Annotated in this window: 26 protein-coding genes; 4 read left to right on the top strand and 22 right to left on the bottom strand. The window is 59.1% G+C overall.

Features of this window, described 5'->3' with window-relative positions; translation table 11 throughout:
- The first annotated feature begins 138 nt into the window (after window positions 1-138).
- Window positions 139-375 (top strand): hypothetical protein, encoded by a 237-nt coding sequence (locus tag L9Z73_RS00365; RefSeq protein ID WP_247395573.1) that lies wholly within the window; start codon window positions 139-141, stop codon window positions 373-375.
- On the opposite strand, the gene L9Z73_RS00370 is transcribed toward L9Z73_RS00365, so the two are convergent.
- Window positions 359-625 (bottom strand): hypothetical protein, encoded by a 267-nt coding sequence (locus L9Z73_RS00370; protein ID WP_247395574.1) that lies wholly within the window; start codon window positions 623-625, stop codon window positions 359-361. The genes L9Z73_RS00365 and L9Z73_RS00370 overlap by 17 nt on opposite strands.
- Window positions 626-747: 122 nt before the next feature.
- On the opposite strand from L9Z73_RS00370, the gene L9Z73_RS00375 reads away from it, so the two are divergent.
- A complete protein-coding gene (locus L9Z73_RS00375) occupies window positions 748-996 on the top strand; it encodes a hypothetical protein (RefSeq protein ID WP_247395575.1) in 249 nt (82 codons plus the stop codon).
- 107 nt (window positions 997-1103) lie between these two features.
- On the opposite strand, the gene L9Z73_RS00380 is transcribed toward L9Z73_RS00375, so the two are convergent.
- From L9Z73_RS00380 to L9Z73_RS00470, 19 genes are all read right to left on the bottom strand, one after another.
- Window positions 1104-1868 carry a C40 family peptidase gene (locus L9Z73_RS00380; protein WP_247395576.1) on the bottom strand — a complete coding sequence of 255 codons (765 nt, stop codon included), beginning with the start codon at window positions 1866-1868 and terminating at the stop codon, window positions 1104-1106.
- 40 nt (window positions 1869-1908) lie between these two features.
- Window positions 1909-2430, bottom strand: coding sequence for a hypothetical protein (locus L9Z73_RS00385; RefSeq protein WP_247395577.1), 522 nt, complete (start codon window positions 2428-2430; stop codon window positions 1909-1911).
- A gap of 359 nt (window positions 2431-2789) precedes the next feature.
- Window positions 2790-3542, bottom strand: coding sequence for a phage minor tail protein L (locus L9Z73_RS00390; RefSeq protein ID WP_247395578.1), 753 nt, complete (start codon window positions 3540-3542; stop codon window positions 2790-2792).
- A 9-nt stretch (window positions 3543-3551) separates the two neighbouring features.
- The gene (locus tag L9Z73_RS00395; RefSeq protein WP_177032908.1) at window positions 3552-3890 is read right to left on the bottom strand and encodes a phage tail protein; all 339 of its coding nucleotides are present in this window, start codon (window positions 3888-3890) and stop codon (window positions 3552-3554) included.
- Window positions 3890-6943, bottom strand: coding sequence for a phage tail tape measure protein (locus L9Z73_RS00400; RefSeq protein WP_247395580.1), 3054 nt, complete (start codon window positions 6941-6943; stop codon window positions 3890-3892). The genes L9Z73_RS00395 and L9Z73_RS00400 overlap by 1 nt, the downstream gene beginning before the upstream one ends.
- A 27-nt stretch (window positions 6944-6970) precedes the next feature.
- A complete protein-coding gene (locus L9Z73_RS00405) occupies window positions 6971-7273 on the bottom strand; it encodes a DUF1799 domain-containing protein (RefSeq protein ID WP_247395581.1) in 303 nt (100 codons plus the stop codon).
- A 17-nt stretch (window positions 7274-7290) separates the two neighbouring features.
- Complete coding sequence (locus L9Z73_RS00410) at window positions 7291-7671, bottom strand: phage tail assembly chaperone (protein ID WP_247395582.1); 381 nt, start codon at window positions 7669-7671, stop codon at window positions 7291-7293.
- Window positions 7672-7674: 3 nt separating this feature from the next.
- A complete protein-coding gene (locus L9Z73_RS00415) occupies window positions 7675-8331 on the bottom strand; it encodes a phage tail protein (RefSeq protein WP_247395583.1) in 657 nt (218 codons plus the stop codon).
- 73 nt (window positions 8332-8404) lie between these two features.
- A complete protein-coding gene (locus L9Z73_RS00420) occupies window positions 8405-8821 on the bottom strand; it encodes a phage tail terminator-like protein (RefSeq protein WP_247395584.1) in 417 nt (138 codons plus the stop codon).
- Window positions 8818-9414, bottom strand: a complete 597-nt coding sequence (locus L9Z73_RS00425; RefSeq protein WP_247395585.1) for a hypothetical protein — start codon at window positions 9412-9414, stop codon at window positions 8818-8820. The genes L9Z73_RS00420 and L9Z73_RS00425 overlap by 4 nt, the downstream gene beginning before the upstream one ends.
- Window positions 9411-9782 carry a hypothetical protein gene (locus tag L9Z73_RS00430; RefSeq protein ID WP_247395586.1) on the bottom strand — a complete coding sequence of 124 codons (372 nt, stop codon included), beginning with the start codon at window positions 9780-9782 and terminating at the stop codon, window positions 9411-9413. The genes L9Z73_RS00425 and L9Z73_RS00430 overlap by 4 nt, the downstream gene beginning before the upstream one ends.
- 379 nt (window positions 9783-10161) lie before the next feature.
- Window positions 10162-10665, bottom strand: coding sequence for a DnaT-like ssDNA-binding protein (locus L9Z73_RS00435; RefSeq protein WP_247395587.1), 504 nt, complete (start codon window positions 10663-10665; stop codon window positions 10162-10164).
- Window positions 10666-10724: 59 nt separating this feature from the next.
- Window positions 10725-11309 carry a hypothetical protein gene (locus L9Z73_RS00440; RefSeq protein WP_247395588.1) on the bottom strand — a complete coding sequence of 195 codons (585 nt, stop codon included), beginning with the start codon at window positions 11307-11309 and terminating at the stop codon, window positions 10725-10727.
- 47 nt (window positions 11310-11356) lie between these two features.
- A complete protein-coding gene (locus L9Z73_RS00445; protein ID WP_122822492.1) occupies window positions 11357-12322 on the bottom strand; it encodes a major capsid protein in 966 nt (321 codons plus the stop codon).
- Between the two features lie 12 nt (window positions 12323-12334).
- Window positions 12335-13063, bottom strand: a complete 729-nt coding sequence (locus L9Z73_RS00450; RefSeq protein ID WP_017479625.1) for a hypothetical protein — start codon at window positions 13061-13063, stop codon at window positions 12335-12337.
- Between the two features lie 82 nt (window positions 13064-13145).
- Window positions 13146-14231, bottom strand: coding sequence for a minor capsid protein (locus L9Z73_RS00455; RefSeq protein ID WP_247395589.1), 1086 nt, complete (start codon window positions 14229-14231; stop codon window positions 13146-13148).
- Window positions 14206-15624 carry a DUF4055 domain-containing protein gene (locus L9Z73_RS00460; protein ID WP_247395591.1) on the bottom strand — a complete coding sequence of 473 codons (1419 nt, stop codon included), beginning with the start codon at window positions 15622-15624 and terminating at the stop codon, window positions 14206-14208. The genes L9Z73_RS00455 and L9Z73_RS00460 overlap by 26 nt, the downstream gene beginning before the upstream one ends.
- On the bottom strand, window positions 15621-17108 hold the full coding sequence (locus tag L9Z73_RS00465) for a terminase (RefSeq protein ID WP_247395593.1): 1488 nt from the start codon (window positions 17106-17108) through the stop codon (window positions 15621-15623). Before L9Z73_RS00465 ends, L9Z73_RS00460 begins: the two co-directional genes overlap by 4 nt.
- A gap of 1 nt (window position 17109) precedes the next feature.
- Complete coding sequence (locus tag L9Z73_RS00470; RefSeq protein WP_247395594.1) at window positions 17110-17727, bottom strand: hypothetical protein; 618 nt, start codon at window positions 17725-17727, stop codon at window positions 17110-17112.
- Window positions 17728-17802: 75 nt separating this feature from the next.
- On the opposite strand from L9Z73_RS00470, the gene L9Z73_RS00475 reads away from it, so the two are divergent.
- Window positions 17803-17997: a hypothetical protein gene (locus L9Z73_RS00475; RefSeq protein WP_247395595.1), complete on the top strand. Its 195-nt coding sequence runs from the start codon at window positions 17803-17805 to the stop codon at window positions 17995-17997.
- A 182-nt stretch (window positions 17998-18179) separates the two neighbouring features.
- On the opposite strand, the gene L9Z73_RS00480 is transcribed toward L9Z73_RS00475, so the two are convergent.
- Together L9Z73_RS00480 and L9Z73_RS00485 are read right to left on the bottom strand one after the other, a co-directional pair.
- A complete protein-coding gene (locus tag L9Z73_RS00480; RefSeq protein WP_247395596.1) occupies window positions 18180-18353 on the bottom strand; it encodes a hypothetical protein in 174 nt (57 codons plus the stop codon).
- Between the two features lie 49 nt (window positions 18354-18402).
- Window positions 18403-18735, bottom strand: a complete 333-nt coding sequence (locus tag L9Z73_RS00485) for a phage holin, lambda family (protein ID WP_104902921.1) — start codon at window positions 18733-18735, stop codon at window positions 18403-18405.
- A gap of 287 nt (window positions 18736-19022) precedes the next feature.
- Between L9Z73_RS00485 and L9Z73_RS00490 the strand changes: the two genes are divergently transcribed.
- The gene (locus L9Z73_RS00490) at window positions 19023-19640 is read left to right on the top strand and encodes a hypothetical protein (protein ID WP_247395597.1); all 618 of its coding nucleotides are present in this window, start codon (window positions 19023-19025) and stop codon (window positions 19638-19640) included.
- Window positions 19641-19676: the final 36 nt, after the last annotated feature.

Genomic DNA, 19676 nt, shown 5'->3' on the forward strand with positions numbered 1-19676 from the left:
CTACGTCCTGGTGTGTTGCCTTAGCGCCGCATTCTTCCGTTCGCTTCCTGTCCAGGCATCCAGCGTGGATGGAACAACAGTAACTGGGTCTGGGCTTGCAGTAGTAGCCTTTTGCCTTCACCCAGCCAAGGAATGGTCATGTCGATCAGAAGTCTTACAAAGAACCTCCCAGCAGATCCAGACAATAAAGGCTGGGTATTGGGCTGGGCAGTCTTAAAGGACCGTCCTGGCCCTTGGCATCTCGTCGACGTCTACCCCAGCAAGACAGTAGCCGAGGCTCAAGCGGCACAATTGAATGATGGGTACATCGTTGAATATGGCTCCCACAAGCTCGGCTCAGATGACTTTATCGGAGGGCTTACACCGCCGGAATGAGTACCGGGGCAGAGGACGCCTGGAAGCTAATCCGACCAGGCCCAGAGACAAGTTGCGCTGTCAGCCCGGGCTTCCCTTTGTAAGCACGGCGATAGCCATCCTTGCTCTGGCACTTGCCGGAGAATTTCATGCGATCAATCTCGACACCGCCATCCAGAATGGCGATCTCGGCTTCAGCACCGCAGAGAACGCCGTCGGTAATGGCGAAGAGGTCGTGAATGGTCAGCATGTAGCGCCGGCTTGGCTGCATACAGCCCTCCTTCTGCCGGGTGGGCAGTGAGAAATGAATAGAAGGATTACCCAGTCCTTCGCCTGCAAGCCCAAGGACTGGGGTTGCGCCAATATCGGCGCGTTTATGACCTGGAGGTCAATGTGAGCAAAACCCCTGTTTCATCATTTGAGGCTGGCGTAGTCGCAGCTTTAGGCGCTGTATCTTTGTATCTGCGCTCCCGTCCGGACTACGATGCGGCCGAGTTGCAAAAGTACGTCAATTTTTTCAAGAACGCAGTTCAAGACGGCGCGGATAAGGCCGCCTATGTTCTTCCTCTGGATGCCGTAGGTGGTGACCTGAGCAATGTTGAACAAGCAATCAAGAACGGCGTGGGAGCTAGACCCCGCTAACCCCCACCTGCGCATTGTCGCGAATTACAGCTCCGACAATGCGCACCTGCCCGTCAGCAGTGACCTCAAAGGGCTGGTTCATAATTCTCTCCTGCGGCCCTGCCGCTTCATGTTGGTTGTTTTCCATCTTGATGCCTGAGAATCAGGCGCGTTCGGTCATGCCACGGTCCGCCAAAAACTATGATCTCGGACGGCCTGCCGTACAGGTGGTGCAGCAGGAAAGGGCCTGGGCCGAAGGTGCCCAACTCTTCCCCTGGTAGCGCTGGGTCAGTGCCTAGGTAGATCCCCGCATGATTAGGGTGAGCCGTGCGCCCGACCTGCATAACGATCAAATCGCCCCGCTGCGGCCGGTCGACGCGTACAAAGCCGGCGGCCTCATAGTTCGCCTCGTACAGACTTGCGTTCTCTGCGCTCTCCCACCAGCCATCGGCGCGCTGGAAGGCTTCGAATTCCAGACCCCATTCGCGCTTGTACCACTCGGCACAAATACCCCAACAGTCCCAAACCCCATGAACAAATGGGCGATTGAGCAGCGGCGTGCTGCCCGTTGGCGTGATCGACCTGAGGTCACCTTCGGGCCAACTCAGAATGTGCCAGGGCAGCTCTGTGGCCTCGCACATGGCCAGGTCATGCGGTGATGGTCTGCTGGTGGCGTCCGGATGCGAGTGAACGATCCCGATCACCTCGCCCAAATCTTCTGCCGCAGCGTAATCCTCGGGATCAAGCCGAAACTCTTCGTTCGGCTCCGTGGCGATGTTCCGGCACGGGAAGTACTTCTGCGCGCGCCCTATGGCCAACAACAGCCCGCAACACTCGCGGGGATACTCCGCTGCCGCGTGCGCCTGGATCGCCGCAATGATGTGTTTGCGCATTATTCGTGCCCACTAAAAAGGGCGCCGTAGCGCCCTTGGGTTAAGCAGATATTTTTCTGGATCGCGGTGGGGCAAGTAATGCTCTACCTACAATCCCGGCCTTCACTCTATTGCGCATGGTGGCGGAATCGACCCCAGCAATTTTTGCCCACTCTACAAGTGTGCGCTCCTCACCATCGATCACCGCTGTAGCGTTGTGCTTGCGTACAGGCAAGGAAGCAGCTTCGTCAGGAGTCATCCCAGCATTGAGGCGGTTATAGAACGTAGATTCTTTTATGCCCGCCTCGCGCCAAACACCGGCGATATGCTTCTGGCTACCAAGGCGCGCGACAATCGCATTGTTCCGCTTATGCTCGCCCTGGCCGAGCGCATCAGTCCATCGGCAGTTTCCTGGCTCGTAATCGCCATTCTCATCAAGCCGATCGATGCTCTGGTCTTTCTCCTTCGCTCCCATCCCAGCGACGAAACCTGCAATGTCTCGCCACTCATCACACACCTGAATGCCTCGACCTCCATAATCTTTGAAATCTTTGGAATCGGGGTTGTAGCAGCGATCGATCATCGCTTTCCATGTGCCGTAGGCAGAGTGCCTATGTAGCCCGTGGCTGGTGTGGGTTTCCTTTACGCGCATCCTCATAAAGCAGCCGCAAGACACCTGCACGCCACATACGAGCGCAGATCTTTGGACGACTCGGGAATTGCCGCATACGCACTGGCAGTTCCAAAGACTGACCCTGTAGGGTCTATAGTTTGGCGCTTGGCTAATCACCGTGAGCCTGCCGAACTGCAAGCCCACCAAATCTTTTGGGTATTTCATCTTCAAATCACACCCCTAAAGCGTGAGACCCAACTGAAGAAGAGTGGCAGGTCGGTTAGGTGTCGACTTTTCGGGTTGCATGCCATAGCCACAAGGCAATTCTACTATGATCTGGACACGAGGCTCACTGCTGGAAATCCCCCAAATCCCAATTCTTCGTTCTCCCCGAAGCGCAACTTGCACGACGACAGACAGCCCTTGCACTGATCCTTGGCAGGGTCATCCGTGGGGTTGTCCTCGTCGTCGAACATGGCAGCGCCGGTGTAGCCGCAATCAGCCCCGCGATATCCGTTTGTCATGCTCCAGTGACAAAACGTCGTCATCTGCCGGCCGGGCAGTCCGTGGTTGTCGATCTCACCCGGGGAAGACAGCTCCCAGACCACGGCCTCACTGTCCTCACTGGTTTTCTGGTCGATGTACCAGATCTCCAGCGCTTCCTGCGTCGGGTCTGCAGTCGGGTTGCCGTCGGGGAAGTTGGCGGCGTCCAGGTACTGGGCCAGGGTCTCGCGAACCGTCAGCTTGAACTTGAGCATGTCCTCGAAGGCCAGGCACAACGCCGTGACGCGGCCGTTGACGTTGCCGGCAGCGAATGTCGGCCGTGAGGCAGTGCCGTCGCTACTCGAGGAAATCCCCTCAATCTGCACCGGCCAGGCCGCGTACTCTTCGCCCTGCCACCAGATCGACTTCGCCGGCAGATCCTCTTCCGAATGCTCGTAGGCCAGCAGCTCTTCAGGTGTGTGCGGAATCGCGTGCCCGTGGAAGCGCAGGTAATCCGCACCGTACTCAGTCCCGTCAATTTCAAACAGGCGAATCTCGCCACCGGGCTCTAGCTTCTGGATGTCCGTGATCAGTGCCATGGATAGGCCTCAGGGATGAAAGGTTTGCTTGAAGGTGGCGGTGATGGCGTAGACCTGACCGCCGCGGTGAACCGGTTTGTAGCCGTTGCACTTGTAGAGGCCAAGCACTCCCAGCGGGGGTTCCCACAGGAAGCCCTTGGCGCCCTTGTGCCGATCGAGGAAGGCCTTGATTTCCAGAACACGAGCCTTGGCGCCGGTGAACGTGAGCGGCCAGGATTGGGACTGGTTGTTGAGACCATCCTCGACCGACTGCTCGTACCCGTCGCCGAACTGCTTGGTCCGGACGCGCTGAGTCACATCACCCTCCGCGCCCTTTTCCGTTGCCCAGGTGAATCGTTCGATTGCCATCAGCGCCCCTTGATTGCTTTGTTGATGACGCCGCCCTGGCCCATATCCTTGTTGCGTAGCTGCTGATACTTCTGCTCAACAAAAGCCGCCAGCTCCTTGCCAAACATGTCGTAGCCAGGCGCGTCGGCGGAGGACGATGCGTTGCCGTCTCCGTCGATATGAACCTCGACATTGATCTGTGTTGCGCCGGCCCCGCCACCGCCCATGGCCATAACGCCGAGCTTGCCGCTGGACGTTCGGGTCAGCGGCATGATCGCCTCTGGACCGGCCTCACCAGCGATACCCATGTTGCCGTTCGCCATGCCGAACGAGGTTGGCTTGCTGACGATGGAGTTGGTGAACGCGCCGCCGTCGGCGAACATCTGCACCCCGCCCGACCAGGCGCCGCCCATGGCTTGCGGGAAGTAGCTGCCCGAGTAGCCCCCCGCTGAAGCGCCAAGGTTGGAAGATGTAGCGCCAGCAGATCCAGCGGCCAGCCCGTTGCCGCCGGCGGCACTGCCGCCGAAGTAACTCGCCGCAGCCCCCACCAGGCTGCCCAGCAAAGCGGAACTGGCCTGACGTGTCGCAATGCGCGCCATGTCCGCCAAAATCGACTTGGTGAAGTCCGCGAACGACGCTTTGCCTGTAACGGCGAAGTTGACCAGCGAATCTTCCATTGAGCTGAAGGCGTTGCCGAACAGACTTTTCGTCTGGCCGGCGATGTTTCGCGCCGAGTCCAGGTAATTGTCCCAAGCTGCCGTCGCGCCCTTCGTCCAATCGCCCTGGGCGGCTTCCACATCCGCGTAGTTCTGCCGGATTTGGTCGGTCGCCGCCTTATTCGCATCGACGAGCGCCTGGGATTTACGCTTGAACTCCTCCTCCGACATGTTCCGCGACGGGTCGGACTTCTGGTTGGCCAACTCCAGGGACTGCTGAGCAAACCGGTCTTGCTGGCTGTTCAGCTCCCCGCTGAGCGCGTTTTGGCGATCACCCTGGCCCACGCCAAGGACTGCGCGCTGGCCAGCCAGCTCCAAGGCTCGCTGCTGCTGCCCCAGCGCCTGAATGTAGGTGCTGATCGCGCGCTCCTGCTTGGCTAGCCGCCCGGACTCGTTGGTCGCCAGCACCTCAAGCTGGCTATCGGCATCCTTCTGCGCTTTGACCATCCCTGCGCGCGCGTCAGCGATCTTCTGGTCAAGCTGAATGCTTTGCGCGGCCGACGTAGTCTTCTTGCCCTTGGCGGCTTCCAGCGCGGTGATTTCCGCCTCGTAGGCTGCCGTCACCTGATCGCGCTCGTTGCCGATCAGGGCCTGGCGGCGCAGCAGATAGTCAGCCTCGGATACCAGGCCGGCCTTCTGCGCTGCGTCCAGTTCCTTCTGGTAGTTTTTGTAGTCAGCGGCGATGGCCGCCAGGTTGTTCTTGGCGTCGTTGAAGCCGGTCAGGTCGACCTGAGAGCTGGAGACCTTGGGGTCTTTGAACTTGTCGTTGATGTTGGAGATGTTCTTGTCGATCGCCGCCTGATCTAGGCGAGAATCCTTCGGGTCGACCTTGCGGATGTCTTCGAGCTGTTTCTTGTAGTCCTTGAGAGCTTCTGTCCGTTTTTGCTCGTTTGTCAGTGATGACTTGGTCAGTGCATCGACCTTCGCCATCGAAGTGACGGCGGACTGCTGCGCCTTAGCACGCTCGCCTTCCTGCTTGGCGATATCAGCTTCTGCGTCGCGCTGATCCTCCAGCATGTTCAGGTGATTGGTATAGAGCTCAACCATCTCCTTCTGGTTTTGGAAGATTCCGACATTGCCAGCCTGGGCGTCTGCAAGATATTGGCGCGCCAAGTCAATATCAGCACCAATATCTGGGCGACCAACATTCTTTAGATAGTCCGCCGCCTTGGCGACAGCGTTATAACCCTTCTCCCAATAACTCAAGCTCTCCAGAATCTTCGGGGTGCGCTCGTTGATCGCGTCAGCGTAAGACTCGGTGGCCATCTTCACGGCGCCGGCGTGGTCGCCCTGCTCTTCCAGTGCAGCAATCTGCGAGTAAACCGAGGCAGTCAGGTAGTGGTACTGGTCGTTCAGCGCGGCGGACGCCTTGACCGGGTCGTCGGCCAGCTTGGAGAACTCGGCAACTGTCTCGCTCACAGCCTTGCCCGTGGCTTCCTGCATCGACACAGCAGCCTGGGTGATACCCGTGAAGCTGTCGCCGGCGATCTTGCCGTTGTCAGCCAGCAGCGCCAGCACGGCGGCGGCTTGGCCGGTGGTGCCGACCGTTGCGCTCACCTGCCGTGCCATATCGCCCAGTTGGCCTGCACTCACCCCCGCGTAGTTGCCGGTTAGGATCAGCGACTTGTTGTAGCTGTCCTGCTCCTCGCTGCCCTTGTAGTAGGCGTATGCGAGGCCGCCAACAGCAGCCGTTGCAAGTGCCAGCGGCCCCAGGATGGCGAGCAACCCGGCAGCGCCCGCTCCTGCGCCGGCGCCCAACTGTGCAACGGCGCGCACGCCACTACCCCAGTCACCCGACGACAGGGCGTTACCGAGCTGCATAACGTTTTCCTGCGCCTGACGGGTTCCGAGGCGCAGCTTGTCGAAGCCGGTGGTGGTCTTTTCGAGCTTGGCGTAGTCCTTGTCGATATTGCCCAGGGCTTTGTTGTAGTCGTCCTGACTCAGGCGCCCTTCGTCCAAGTGCTTGCCCAATTGCTCGACTTGAGTGTCGAGTTTCGCCAGCGCCGCGCGGGCCGGGTCAATTGCCCCCAACAAGCTGTTGAGAGCTTTTTGCTCATCCAGAGCGGACTTGGCCAGGGCCACCTGCTGCTTGTCGAGCTGCGCGGAGATCTTCGCCGCTTCTGCCTCGCCATAGGCGCCGGTTTTGGTCAGCTTGGCGAGAGCATCACGCTGCTTTGCCAGGTCCTGGGTAGTTTTGGCACTGGTGGACAGCGACTTTTCCAGCGCCTCCATTTCGTTCATCAGCGAGACGGCGGACTGCTCGGCCCGGCCGCCAGCCTTCGCCATCTCATCCAGGCTTGTTTTGGCCTGGATCGCATCGGCCGAGTCGATCTTGACGCCGAGTTCTGCAATGTTCATCGACTCACCTTGAATAAATGCCCGTGGTTACGGGCTGTTTTCCCTTTCCTCCGCCATGACGCGCAGGGCTTCGCCTTCCAACACCTGGAGGTCAGGGAAGATTTCAGCGAGTTTCTTTTTCTTGATGCCGAGGAAGCCGGCCACGTCGCGGATGCTGCTGTAGTCGAGACCGATCGCGCCGCCGGTGCCTGCCCGCCACTGAGTGGACATCCTGTTGAACAGGAGGAAGGCCGGCCAGTTGCAGGGCCAGACCTCCACTTCTTCAACCAGGTCGCCAGGGGCAAGGCCGAACATACCGATAATCGTGTCGGGCACGCTCGGCGAGTACATCGCGCGGGCGGCGTCAGTCAGTTTCCCAGGCGGGCCTGGCTGTATGCGCCTTCGTAGGCCTTAACGACCGCCTCGGCGGCACCCTGGCAGGACTTCACGAATGCGACGATGTTGTCGTCGCTGTATTCGTCATCGAAGCCCCAGCCGACTACCAGGTCCTTGATCTGCTGGGTTTGCTGCTCGGTGTCCACGGCGACCACTTCCGACCAAGAAGGCTTGTCGCCCAGCTCGGCCCGCGCCTTGTTCCGCGCCTCGTTCCATTCATCGAACAGAGCGGCAAGCTCGGTGCGATCCCGGTACTTGAAAGTGAACTCGACCTTCTCGGGTTCGCTGCCGACGATCGGGATCAGCACGGGCGCGCTGAACATAGCCTTTTGCGCAATACGGATCTTAGCCATGGGTTACACCGCCGCAGTCAGGTAGCGGGTCGGCTCAGCCTGCAACGCCAAACTGACGGTACGGGTCAGCAGGTTGTTACGGGACACCGCTGGCTGTTTGGAGAACGACGTGTAAGTGCCGTACAGCAGCGTGTCATTGCCGGGCAGGTTGAGACGCGCTGCTTCAATCTGCTTGCCGGCGTCAGCCTTCAGCAGAACGCTGTTGAACGCCTGGGCCGGGTCGTCAGCGATGGTCAGCACCATGCTTGCCGCCGATTTGTCGGTGGGGATCTGTTTGCCCTGGTCATCCTCGAGGAAAACCACGTCGAGGTAGTTCTGCTCGCCGCCAGAGAACGCAACGTCGGAGATCTGCGGGATCTGCACCCAGGTCAGCACCTTGCGCATGGTGCCCGCACCGCCTGCCGCTGGGAAAACCTGCGTGTCGGTGGTGTCGATGCCTTCCAGGGTGATCGCCGTCGCAGTGGCAGCCTTCACGCGCACCACTTTGCTGTCCAGCTTGCTCCAGCCAGAGGTGAGTAGGACGATATCGCCGGCAGCGATGGTGCCGCCTACAACAGTGGCCACGGCCTCGGCGGCATTGCTGATAATAGCGAACGGCAGCGCGGCTGCGTAGGTTGCGGCGTGCTGGAAGGTGCCGCCGTTCGGGAGTTTGTAGCCCATGGGGTATTTCCTCTTTGCAGATATGAAAAGACCCGCTCAAGGGCGGGTCTCTGGGGTTGCCCAATGGGCGGGATCAGTTGGTGTCGCAGCGGTAAGAAAACGAGACCGCCACGGTATAGGTGGAATCGCCAGTGATACCAGGACCAGGGTCAACCGGTGACATGGTGGTGACGGTCACCTCACCCTTCGTGTCTCGACCATAAACCGGGAACAGACTGATCAGCTCAGCCGCAATCGGGTTGGTCTTGGTCTTCCCAGTGCCCGCCGGCGCGATAATGCTCACCTGAAACACGCCGGTGTAGAGCCGGTGATCGCCGCCGAGCGTGTTGCTCGCGGTGTCACCCGGGATTGTGAAGGCGCGAAGGTAAGTCTCGCCCGCCGCCGGCGTATAGGCGGTGTTCTCGAAGACGATCTTCAGCTTCTCCGACCTGGCAGCGTTCCAGGCGATCAGCTTGGCCTCGTAGATCGAGGCGATGATGGCATGACTCATACCTGGTTGTTCCTGATGGCCTCCAGCACGATCTGCTGAAAGCGAGCCACGGTTACCCGAACCATGCCGCCGGGGGCCTGGGTCGAATGACCAAACTCCAGCGGGATCGCGTAGGGCAAGTTGTTGATGATGTAGGCCATCTGGCCGGCGGTGAAATCACTCATCGCGGCAACCATTGCGGCGGTGGTTTCGGCGCCGCTCGGGTCAACCTCATCAAAGGTGACGCTCTCTACCACGCCAAGCGAGATGTGCCAGTTCGCGCGGAACCGTCCGCCGACGTAGCCTTCCGGTGCGATGATGTCCATGCCGTCGTTCAGCTTGCGGCCTTTCTTGAGCCTGCCACCCTTCGTGAGGTTGGCCGGATCACTGCGCAGTGCGCTGTTGTGATCGTCGACGGCCTTGTTGTACTGGGTCGCCACAGCGTTCTGCGCCCAGATCTCCGGGTTACCTACGGGAGACATGCGGATCAGGCTGCTGCCGACCTCGATGATGATCTCGCGCACACTGGCGTCGATGGCCTCGCTGGTCTGGGCGGCGAACTCGGCCAGGCTCAACGCAAAACTCCCGGACTGCCCAGCACCCGCGCGACTCATGACCGCACCTGCAGCTCATACAGGATCGGCGTGCCGGCGGGGTTCACTTCTTTCAGCGGCGGAACGATTGACCAGGTGCGGCCCTGGGCCAGAACTTTGTCGAGTAGGCCGGGGCCCCAGGCCAAACCCTGCGCGGCGATCTTGAGCTTCTTATCGCCCTGTTTGATCAGGCTGTTGTTTTGGAATTCTTGGCCAGTAAAGTCGAGCAGGATGCCCTGGGCAATTTGCTCGACAGTTGCGCCTGGCGCTTCGCCGCCCGTCTCCGGGTCGTACTCGCCCGGCTCCGTCTTGCTGATGGTCACGGGCTGGCCGAACTCTGTGATCATCTCCAGAGCCATCACGGCCATTTCATCGTAGAAGGTGGCCATGATTTCTCCAGAAGTTCTAGTGGGTAAAGTCTGATCTCTTTAAAAAGAAAGCACGCAAATATAGAAGAGCAAATGCAGGAATTGCGGCCGCAGACAAAGCAATCAGCCAATTGCTGTGGCTATCGTCGTAAAACTTGTACGACATAACCGCCTGAAACAGTGCAATCAAAGGCAGACTGCATAACGCAATCATTCGTCGCCTGCTTCGATGCAAACTTTGGTTCCGCACTGATGCGCTAAAAAACAGAATCAGCCACAGAAAAAACCACTCTGTGATCCCCGTTAAAATCAAAGCTAGTGAAATTAGATCTATGAGCAAATCAACTGCCTCCATCCATCACCAGGCCAGAATATCGAAGATCGTTTCCAGGTGCCCATTCTAGGCCCTAACGGCAAATAGTCCGCGCCGCTGCAAATAGTCGGAAAACTGCGTAGCACTGGGTCGATCAGGCGCCGCCGGCAACAGTCGGCCGCTGGTGTTCGGGATAGTCGCGTACTCGCGAGTCACCGCGCCTTCGACACGCTCCAGCGTTACCGCACCTTTGCGCTTTTCTACCGGGTCGATATCGTCCTGATGGATCTCGGCGGCCAGGGCCATCTGGCCGTACTGGATGCGCGCTGGCAAGTAGTTGTTCGGCTTGATCTCATGATCCAGCAGCACTTCCCGGCGCGGCCAGGACAAGGCCTGCTCGCTGCTCATTTTGCGTCCTTTCCAGGTCATGCCATCCATCGCCAAGGCGGCCCGGCGCAACAACGCTTCCTGTTGAGGAACGCCTGCGGGGATGACCGTGCCGAATTTCACGGAATACATGGCCAGGTCCTCGGCGCTCGCATAGCTTTCGGCGTCAGGCTTGCCGGTACCGTCCTCGATGATGAGTGTCATGCGTCAACTCGCTGGAATGGTTTGAAGATTGGCCACCGGGTCACCGGCAGCCAGCAGTATCACGCCTTGGGCAGATCAGCGACGAGCTTTTCCAAGGATTCTTTTGAGGCATTGGCCCGGTACTGGACCTTGGCCTCATCGAGCTTGGCTTTCAGCGCGGCGATTTCTCCAGCCTCATCAGCCGGCGGCGTGACGGCGGTCTTCTTCAGCGCTTCGATCTCACCGCGCAATTCGTCGATCGTCAGGAGCAGGCCGTCACGCTCAGCGGTCAGTTCGCCAACCGACCCATGAATGGTGCCCAGCACTTCAAACAAGCGCAACGCCAGCTCGCCTGACTCGGGACGGTGAATCTCTCCAGCATCCAGACCATCAACAAGGTTCTGGATCGATCCATGTTCAGCACGCAAAGCCGCGATGACTTTTTCTAGTTCGGCCTGGTTGGCGACACCAACAATCTGCACCCGCTTCGCCTCCTTCACCGACACGTCGATGCCGGCCGCTTCATAAGCGTCGACTACGCGGGGCCAATCACCAATCACCAGCACACTGGTGACACCAGCTTCCGGCTTATCGAAGTGTTCGGGATTGCGGTAACGCTTCTCCGGGTCGAAGCCGTTCAATTGATTGCTGTAAGTCAGTTCCATGTGTTTCTCCAAGGCGGCCATCGCTGACCGCGCGTTGAGTTTGAGGCTTAGCCGCCAGTGACCGGAGGCGTTGCTGTGAGCGTGATCATCACTCCAGCGGTGACCTTGTTACTGCCCGCATGCTTGATCCAGTTGGCAGCAGAACCGACTGCGGCCAGGGTTGGGTTGGAGCCGCCGGTGGTTGCTTTCCAGCTGTAACCCAGCACATCAATGTTCACGGTGCCTTCAGCGCGGTAGCCGATGCTCAGGTTCTCCTCGTCGTTCACTTCATACGAACGGAAGCCTGGGGCCTGAGACTCGGTAATGGTCACGGCGTTTGGCAGCAAGCCGAAGATCACGTCCGCCGGCGCGGTGTCGGTCACCAGTACCGGTTTGCCCAGGGTGCCAGGCAGGCCGCCGTAGATCACGACGCCAGCTTCTTCGTAGATCTTGTTGGTGATCGCTTCGTCGACAATGTCGAAGTAGGCGCTGGAGTGCATGACCCACAAAGCAATACGGCCGAACTTGTCGCCAAACTTGCGCATGCCGCGGGTCAGCGTCTTCTTGCCGTCGGTTTCAATGTTGGCCGAAACCACCATGTCGGCGTTGGAGCCGATGGCAGCGCGCAGACCAGCAGTCGCGTACTGGATGAAGCCTTCCAGGGTCGCGTCAGCAACGTCGGCACCAACGATCTGGGAGAACTCCTCGACCGGACGACCACGGCGCTTGAACGCCTCTTCGGTGGTCTGGTACGGGCCGTACTTCCAGGGAGCCTTGACGCCGACAGCTTCGCCAGCGCTGATCTTCTTGGCAGTTACCTTGCCGTCAGAGTTGACGTCGCGGTGCTCCAGCGAGCCGTTCAACTTGTAGAGGGCGCGCTTGCGGAAGTCGCCTTCGATCAGTTCGTTGTCCAGTACCATCGCGCCGTTGGACGATGCGTTGAACACATCCAGGTTGTCCTGTACGCGCTCCAGGTATGCGGTTTGCGCCTCATCGTTGTAGATGATCAGGTCGCTATTTACGGTTGTAGCCATGGGTCAATCCCCTTACTTGGGCAATGCGAGATATGCGGTTTGGCCGTGCTTGCGCTGGAAGTCGCGCTTCTGCTCGGAGGTCATTTCGGAGCGCTTGAATGCAGCCTTGCCGCCACCCCCGCCCGGGGCAAATGTCCCTGAAGCCCTTGGCCACAGATGAGGTGCGCTTTCGCGCAGAGACTCAGCCCATTCGAGCGGAGTCAAAGGGGTCTTGCCGTCTTTACCGAGGATGACCTGGCCGGATTCATCAACGGCGACCGCATCGCCATCTTCGTTAAGGGTGAACACGCCTTTGGCGCGCAGGATGATGTCGTCTGTTGCTTCCGGCAGTGCGCCGGCTTTCAGTGCGGCACCGCGCACCGAGTCACCCAGGACTTTGCCCTGGAACTTGGCAGCGAAGGATTCAGCCTTCTCGGCACGCTCGCTGATGGTCTTGAGCTGCTTGTCGTAGTCGCCACGTAGGCGCTCGGTACGGCGGTTGAAGACCTCGTCCACCTTGCCCTCGGTCAGCAGCTTGGTTTCTTCATCTTGGCCCGCCCGACTGAGCAGACCTTTGACGGCGTCGATGTCGATGCCTTCAAATTGGGTTTCGAACTGGGTCAGCTTGCCGGAGGTTTCCTTCAGCTTACCCAGCAGTTCCGAGTTCTTGGTTTTCAAACCCGAAACGGATGCTTCAACGGCAGTCGCGATAGCGGCCTTGATTGCCGGGTTTTCTAGGTCGATTTCGTTTTCTTCTGCCACGTTGATGCACCCCTTGGGTATGTTTCGCCCGCTTTGCAGGCAATAAAAAACCGCCCGGAGGCGGCTGATTGAATGTGTTCGGTTAAATTCCGGCGCACTCGAATGCCAGCGGTTCAAGCCCTTTCATCTGCACCAGCGTCAGCGGCGCGAAGTTGCGATCAAGCTGCAGCTCAGTGAAGCGCTCCACGGTCAATCCGCCCTCGCGGAACAGCCTGGCCCGGACAGGACCAATCGCGACGTCCTGAAACGCTGCCGGCTGCTGCTGTAGCCAGTGGTAGTAATCGAGGTCGGCACTGACCTGCTGTCCGCCATTGGCACCCACCGAAGCCCGAGTAGCGCCCTTGGCGAACAACGCGCTGAGCTTGGTCAGGAGAATGAAGGTGGTGCGGCAGTTCGGGTGGAATGGCGGCCTTGGGCCTGAATCCACCGGAAATTTGCGCTTGTCCATCGAGCGGCATTGTTGGCTGGTCTTGCTGTCCAGCGTGGCCACCATCTGGATTTCTTCCACGACGTCAGTGTTGGCCTTGGCCACCTCCATTCGAGCCTGAGACGACACATGCTGAATCGCGGTATGCACGACCGTGGCGGCATTGCGGTTGGTGGTGGCTAGGATGCCGTCTTTGTACCCTGCTGCCTTGGTGCCGCGAATGTTGCGGATGATCTGAAAGTTCGTCTGCCCTTCGAAGAAGCCCTGCCGGATGGTGCCGGTGACGCGCTCTCGCTCGGCGCCGGTCCAGCCCTTGATGAAGGCCTTCAGCAGTTTCCCGCCGCCGGTGCCGCGCACGCTGAGCGGGTTCGTCAGCACTGCGGTTCGGATTGCCGCAGCCGTCGGGGCGACCACGTCCAGCGAAACCCCAACCGGCGCCGATCGGGTAAGGCTGGTCGCTTCGAACTCTGCCTCATAGTTGGCGATATCCACCAAGTCGAGGTTCAGTTGCGCGCTGTAGCGGTCGAATATGCCCAGCAGCAGGCTATCCACCTCTTTCAGCAGCGCCTCAAGGCGTTTGACGTTGTACTCGGTCAGGTCCGACTGGGTCAGCCGGTCGCGGATCGAGCGATCGATCTCCTTGAGGAAGGGGGCGAACTTGCCCACCTCCCCCGCCTTCAGCTTTTCGAGGAAGACCGCGTGCCGGATGGTGGCGTCATGGATTGCTCGGTTTGCCGCCATTTGGTGTGTCCTCGTTGTCCAGGCCCAGGCCGTCGCTCTGCTCCTGCAATTCGCCGTCGATCTGCAGGTCAGTGCGCTCTGGTGCGATCAGGCCCAACTTACGCAGGTAGGCCCGAAGGTCAGCCTTCGCGAATCCGCCGTTCTGCCACAAGCCGACCAGGGCCGTGATCATCTGCGGATCAGCAGTAAGCTCGACGAACTCCTGATTCACCTGGTAGGCAACCTTCTTGTCAGCGATGCCCATGTAGGCACAGCACCACATGATTGCTCGGGTGTAAGCCTCACTGACGTTTGCCACGCAGCCGGCCAGCACCGAAGTGGAAGCCGACTGATCGCCACGGGACTCCGTAGCGGTCTTGGTGGCAAGTGACGCCACCACCATCCGCGCGCCCAGCTCGATCATCATCTGGTTCTTGTCGGCCATGGCCTCTTTGACCAGTGTGTTTGGAGCGGGTTGTGCGTAACCGAAGGAGCCGCCCGCGGGCAGAAGCATCGGCGCACGCGACCCAACATAAACGCCCTTTGCCTCGAGCAGCTTTACCCACTGCTCGGTCAGGCCGGAAATCCATGGTTGAGCCTGGCCGCACCAGAAGACACTGTCTTCATAGTCAGCACTGTTCCGGTAATGGCCCAGGTTGATCATGGCGATGTCGTACAGCGGTGATTCGTCGATGCTGGGGTCGTTGTTCTGCGCGCCAACGAAGGTGAACGGGATCTCCTTGAGACGCCCAGTGACGCCTTCCGGCCTGAACTCTTCGATGACCGCCAGTGGCCCGCCACCTTTCGGCCCAGACCTGCGCCAGACCCGGCAAACGAAACCGTCGTCCTCCAGCGCCAGTTCCCGGTACTGCTCTACCGTCTTGAAGCCGAAGCCGTCGGGGATCTCAGGCGACTCACGCAACACTACCAGCGTCAGAACGCTGTGCCCGTTCACCATCCCGGTGCGCCAGTTGATGATGTCCTCAGCGCAGTAGGACAGGATCACCGAGTGCCCGCCGACGCTGTCGTCCTGGTGATAGTCGACGTACAGCCCATGCCGTCCGGCCTCAAGCACCTTTTCAAGCGTGCCCTGGGAGTGCTGGTAGATGCTGACGCCAGAACCGTTGGCGTTGTCCTGCAGGTATTCCAGTTTCTTCGACACAGTCAGCGTCGGATCTTTGTGGAAGGCCAGGCCAAGCAACCCGTTACGTGTGTGCCCAGTGGCGTTCTTGAAGACCGCCCGCTCGCGGTAAGCCCGGTTCCGGTCTTCGTTCTCCGGCGACTTATCGTGCGCATTGATGTATGGCAGTCGGTCGACAACCCGGTGCTGCCCGGCGCAGACATCGCGAACGGTCGCCCAGCGGTCCAGCACTGCCGTGTATTCCGCCCGCATGAAGGAGACGTCGTTGCTCATCGGGCGTATCCCATTTTGATAGAGGTGGCCGGTTTCCTGGCGCTCTTCGCCACTGCGAAGTACCGGAACCCATCAGACCCGTGAGAGGTCCAGTCATGAAGTGGTCTGTCTTTCCAGCAGCCGCGCTTGTCATCCCATTCTTTTCGGTAGTTTTCGATGCAGTTGATGCCCTCTTCGCACTTCGACTCATCGAACACACAGAGCGGAAGAATCTCCCGCACCGCCTCTATGCCGTCGCTGATGCCAATTTTCGGGACTACGTCGAATGTCATGCTGTAAATTTTCCCGTCGATCTCATAGCCCTCTTGGGCCAGCTCCCGGCGAGTCTTGGCATCACTGCCGAACTCCCTGTTATCGATGTCGTGCGGTCCCCAGTGTTCGGAGTAGGTGTAACCCTTGTCCTTGAGCACCTTCATGTAGTGCCGCAGGCCTTCGCCGCTGTTCTCGTAGTAGTCGATGATGTGAAACTCTTCACCGACCTGGCGCACGAACCAAATGGCCGTGGAGTCGCCGACGCCGATGTCCCAGAAGGTCATCACCGGTAGGTGGCTGTTGTTCGGGATCACGCCGATGCGCTGCTGCGCGTAGAGCTTCGTCAACTGCTGGGCGTAGTAAGCACCCTCGACCGACTGCTGGAAGGCTTCGACAGGGATGGACGGGTATTCCCGCTTCATGTCGTCGCCGAGCGTCTTCTCCTTCGCGGCGTACCAGGCGCGCTGGCCTGGGTTCGTGTCGATTCCGTGCTTGGCGAACAGGTCGTTGAAGTAGTCGGTTAGGCGCTGCGGAATGACCACATCAGTCGGGTCAAGCCAATAGGCCTTGTTCTTCCACCAGGAGAAGAAGAAAAACTTCCAGTCCAGCAGCCCCAAGGGAACACCGGCCAGTTGCTGGCGTTCCGCGCTCTGCGAGTAATCGAAGAAGTAGCCCGCCCGGCCCTCCGCCGTCGACTCAATCGTGACGAAGCAATCGGTGGCGACAGCCTCAAAGGCACCGGTGACGATCTCTCTGGCCTTATGGGGAAACTTGGCGCAGATCTTCCCGAACTCGGATACGTGCAGATACCGTAGAGTCCCGCCCCGGAAGGACGTGGACACGTAGAGCGATCCGCCCTTGCTGAACACCAGCTCACCAGCGGCATCGTTGCTCGCGGGGTTGGCAGCGCGGATATCAGCAGGCAAGTTGTCGTAGGCGTACTTCACCTTCTCTCGGAACAGGCGCTTGGCGTCGTTCAGGGTGTGAGCGATCAGAGCGCACTTGGCCGACTCGAACAGAGCCGCGTCCAGTTGGATGATGCAGCACTCGGTGGTGAAGCCAAGCTGCCGGGCCTTCAGGATGATGTTCCGGGTGTGCATCCCCTCGAAGTATTCGATCTGCTCGTCCGTCATCCGGAAGCGAACCTTCTTCCCGGCTTTGTCGGTGATGAAGTAAAGGTTGTTCAACCGCCAGTACTTGTCCCGGAGCAGCTTCAAGTGCTCGGGCTTCATGTCAGGCTTCCTTCGATAGATCGTCCATCATTTTCGATAGCTCGTCGGCGTCACTGTTGCCGGCTTTGGTGTCGAGGTCGTAGGCCTGGCGCTCCAGGGCAACCAGCGTCTTCAGGGTCTCGGCGAGCTCCTTCATCGTCTTGGTGCGAGAAGGCAGCGCGCCCATCTTGTTAGCCAGGGCCAGAACGTCTGCCATTGCATCGCCGTCGTCGTGGTCAGCGTCCCTCAACTGGACGATCAACTCTTTGATGGTGCCCTGCTCATCGGTCAGCGCTTCCAATTCGTCCAGCAGTTTGTTTGCGAGTCGCCGGCCACGTGAGATGTCGCCGCGGTGGGCCATACGGATGTTCGCGATGACCTCAGCGTTGACCTCGATGATCTCTCGCTCGGTTTCCACTGATTTGCTGGCAACCTGCGTGGCAACCTCTCGTTTGGCAACCAGCGAATCAGCTTTCGCCTTGATCTTGGCCTTTAGATCTCTCTCCCAGCCATTGGCCTTGGCTCGCTTCTGGATAGCGGTGTGCGACACACCGCAGGACGATGCGATCTCTCTTACGGAAAGCACGCCCGCACGGTAGGCTCGTTCGATCGCCTCCCAGTCGGGTTGCTTGGTTGTCATGGTGATCTCGATTTACTTGAAAAGGTGGCTGGTTGCCGGTATTGGTGAGAATCAATCAAGGCAAGGAGCAGGACTATGAAGCCGCCAATCGAACCATCTAAGCCCGAAGACGGCACACCCCCGCAGTGGAAGGTAGTGCAGGCGTCTCAAGGCCGGGTTCGTCCGACGATCCTCTGCAAGGACAGGCTGCTGGACGATACGGATAATCTTGAACTTGCCGCCGACGAACTTGGAAGGGAGGCAGCTAAAGCAACTTCTACTCCTGAGTAGTCAGCCAAATTCGACGACCTTCATTCAGGACACCTCGCAAGTCGGCCAAATGCTTCTGGCAAACGCCAGTGCCGATACATGGTCCATCGCCTGACTGAGCAGGATCATGGGGAAGGGTTTGTAGCCGGGGGTTGATACGTACCGCATGTGGCTTGGCCAGGTTGAGGTCCGGTCAGCAGCGCCTAAACCTCTGACGCCCTGAGGATGTATGCCTCTGCCATGGCCTTGCCGTGCTCGTCATTGCCTAGACCAACTTCCTGCATGTGCATGAGGAAGCTGGTAACAGCCATTCTCAGCATCATTGACTGCCCTATGGTGAGCGTCACACCGTTGATCACTACCGTCACTTCACCCATAGGTATCACGTCGCGCCACTATTTGGCGCATTCGAAAACGTGGCGCGGATTAATCGACCTTGCGACTGGGCAACTTGAAGTCAGTCACCCTGTCAGCAATCGACCGGATCTTCTCTACACCCAGGAAGCCAACCCAGCCACCCGCGAAGGTGGCCATGCTCTGGGGCAGACCGAAGAAGTCCAGTCCGCTGATGATGGTCAACGTCAGGCCACCACAGATGGCGCCCTCCACCAGCATCTGGCGCCGAGTGCCGCCGCCGTAGGTGATGCGCAGGACGGCCATGGCGCAGGACAGCGCAGCCGCATAGAGGATTGGCGAATGCTGGCTCAACCACGCAAGCGCAATCGCCCATGTGTCTGGTTTGTCTGGCATGTTGGACATCTCGGTTCCTCCCCGTCAGGGAGTTATGAATATGACAGGCCATGACCTGCAGATTTGAATCAGCTCCAGCAGCACTCCCAGCTCGAAGCGATGGGTGTGGTGGAGCCGAAAACGAAAAAGCCCCGGCAAATGCCGAGGCCCTGAATAGGTGCAGCTCAAATAACACGGCGCCTGTAAACACGACGAAGTAGAGCGAGACGCTTTAGGCAAGGATGGCTATAGCCAGAGACTTTCGCCCCCACATTCGCGATACTGTTATGCCATCACCCATGAAAAGGAATTCGCCTATGAAGCGTATTTTTGCCCTCTCGCTTCTCACTCTCGCTCTCACTGCTTGTGATAAACCTGCAGAAAATATCAGTCCAGCAAGCCAGGTTTCCGCGCAGTGCGCCAAGGACACGGACTGCAAAGGCGACCGCATTTGTGAGAGTGGCCAATGCGTTAGCCCAAATACACAGCCGGCTCTCGCAGCCAATCCAAAGCCGCCCGTTAATTTAGCGCCAGCTGCACCCAGCATCGCTTATGAGGCGGTACTAGTCTCGGGCGAAGAAATTGGCCCATTCACCATCAATGGCCAAGAAATCAACTACCAATCTCGCGCTGGCGTCATGAATATCATGGAGCAAGTGCTCGATGAGCCTGAATACGCCACATACGTTAGCGTCGAAAAAGCCTATGCGTTCGGCCCCAATAAATTCGTTTTGGTGATCTCCACGGGCGAAGGTGGGAACAGCTGCCCGGCCACAACTTACGCCGTTAGCTTCAACACTCAAACAGAGTCTGTCGACGGCAAGACGACTATTGACGGTTGTTCGGAGAGCGTTGACTCACTGGCTGATGGGAACAAGCTCGTCATCAAGAAAGATGGTGCACCCACCGAGGTGTACAACGGATTAGTCAGGTAAGGACGCAATCCAGATAAAAAGCCCGGCGCGATGGCC

This window comes from Pseudomonas emilianonis (assembly GCF_023072625.1).
GTDB classification, from domain to species: domain Bacteria; phylum Pseudomonadota; class Gammaproteobacteria; order Pseudomonadales; family Pseudomonadaceae; genus Aquipseudomonas; species Aquipseudomonas paraveronii.

Coding starts and splice junctions, on each gene's coding strand:
- L9Z73_RS00380 (WP_247395576.1), bottom strand. CDS start 1,868: ATGCGCAAACACATCATTGCGGCGATCCAGGCGCACGCGGCAGCGGAG.
- L9Z73_RS00435 (WP_247395587.1), bottom strand. CDS start 10,665: ATGACACTCATCATCGAGGACGGTACCGGCAAGCCTGACGCCGAAAGC.
- L9Z73_RS00480 (WP_247395596.1), bottom strand. CDS start 18,353: ATGGGTGAAGTGACGGTAGTGATCAACGGTGTGACGCTCACCATAGGG.
- L9Z73_RS00420 (WP_247395584.1), bottom strand. CDS start 8,821: ATGAGTCATGCCATCATCGCCTCGATCTACGAGGCCAAGCTGATCGCC.
- L9Z73_RS00490 (WP_247395597.1), top strand. CDS start 19,023: ATGAAGCGTATTTTTGCCCTCTCGCTTCTCACTCTCGCTCTCACTGCT.
- L9Z73_RS00440 (WP_247395588.1), bottom strand. CDS start 11,309: ATGGAACTGACTTACAGCAATCAATTGAACGGCTTCGACCCGGAGAAG.
- L9Z73_RS00465 (WP_247395593.1), bottom strand. CDS start 17,108: ATGAAGCCCGAGCACTTGAAGCTGCTCCGGGACAAGTACTGGCGGTTG.
- L9Z73_RS00390 (WP_247395578.1), bottom strand. CDS start 3,542: ATGGCACTGATCACGGACATCCAGAAGCTAGAGCCCGGTGGCGAGATT.
- L9Z73_RS00425 (WP_247395585.1), bottom strand. CDS start 9,414: ATGAGTCGCGCGGGTGCTGGGCAGTCCGGGAGTTTTGCGTTGAGCCTG.
- L9Z73_RS00460 (WP_247395591.1), bottom strand. CDS start 15,624: ATGAGCAACGACGTCTCCTTCATGCGGGCGGAATACACGGCAGTGCTG.
- L9Z73_RS00385 (WP_247395577.1), bottom strand. CDS start 2,430: ATGATCGATCGCTGCTACAACCCCGATTCCAAAGATTTCAAAGATTAT.
- L9Z73_RS00485 (WP_104902921.1), bottom strand. CDS start 18,735: ATGTCCAACATGCCAGACAAACCAGACACATGGGCGATTGCGCTTGCG.
- L9Z73_RS00475 (WP_247395595.1), top strand. CDS start 17,803: ATGAAGCCGCCAATCGAACCATCTAAGCCCGAAGACGGCACACCCCCG.
- L9Z73_RS00455 (WP_247395589.1), bottom strand. CDS start 14,231: ATGGCGGCAAACCGAGCAATCCATGACGCCACCATCCGGCACGCGGTC.
- L9Z73_RS00430 (WP_247395586.1), bottom strand. CDS start 9,782: ATGGCCACCTTCTACGATGAAATGGCCGTGATGGCTCTGGAGATGATC.
- L9Z73_RS00445 (WP_122822492.1), bottom strand. CDS start 12,322: ATGGCTACAACCGTAAATAGCGACCTGATCATCTACAACGATGAGGCG.
- L9Z73_RS00470 (WP_247395594.1), bottom strand. CDS start 17,727: ATGACAACCAAGCAACCCGACTGGGAGGCGATCGAACGAGCCTACCGT.
- L9Z73_RS00365 (WP_247395573.1), top strand. CDS start 139: ATGTCGATCAGAAGTCTTACAAAGAACCTCCCAGCAGATCCAGACAAT.
- L9Z73_RS00395 (WP_177032908.1), bottom strand. CDS start 3,890: ATGGCAATCGAACGATTCACCTGGGCAACGGAAAAGGGCGCGGAGGGT.
- L9Z73_RS00400 (WP_247395580.1), bottom strand. CDS start 6,943: ATGAACATTGCAGAACTCGGCGTCAAGATCGACTCGGCCGATGCGATC.
- L9Z73_RS00415 (WP_247395583.1), bottom strand. CDS start 8,331: ATGGGCTACAAACTCCCGAACGGCGGCACCTTCCAGCACGCCGCAACC.
- L9Z73_RS00405 (WP_247395581.1), bottom strand. CDS start 7,273: ATGTACTCGCCGAGCGTGCCCGACACGATTATCGGTATGTTCGGCCTT.
- L9Z73_RS00370 (WP_247395574.1), bottom strand. CDS start 625: ATGCAGCCAAGCCGGCGCTACATGCTGACCATTCACGACCTCTTCGCC.
- L9Z73_RS00410 (WP_247395582.1), bottom strand. CDS start 7,671: ATGGCTAAGATCCGTATTGCGCAAAAGGCTATGTTCAGCGCGCCCGTG.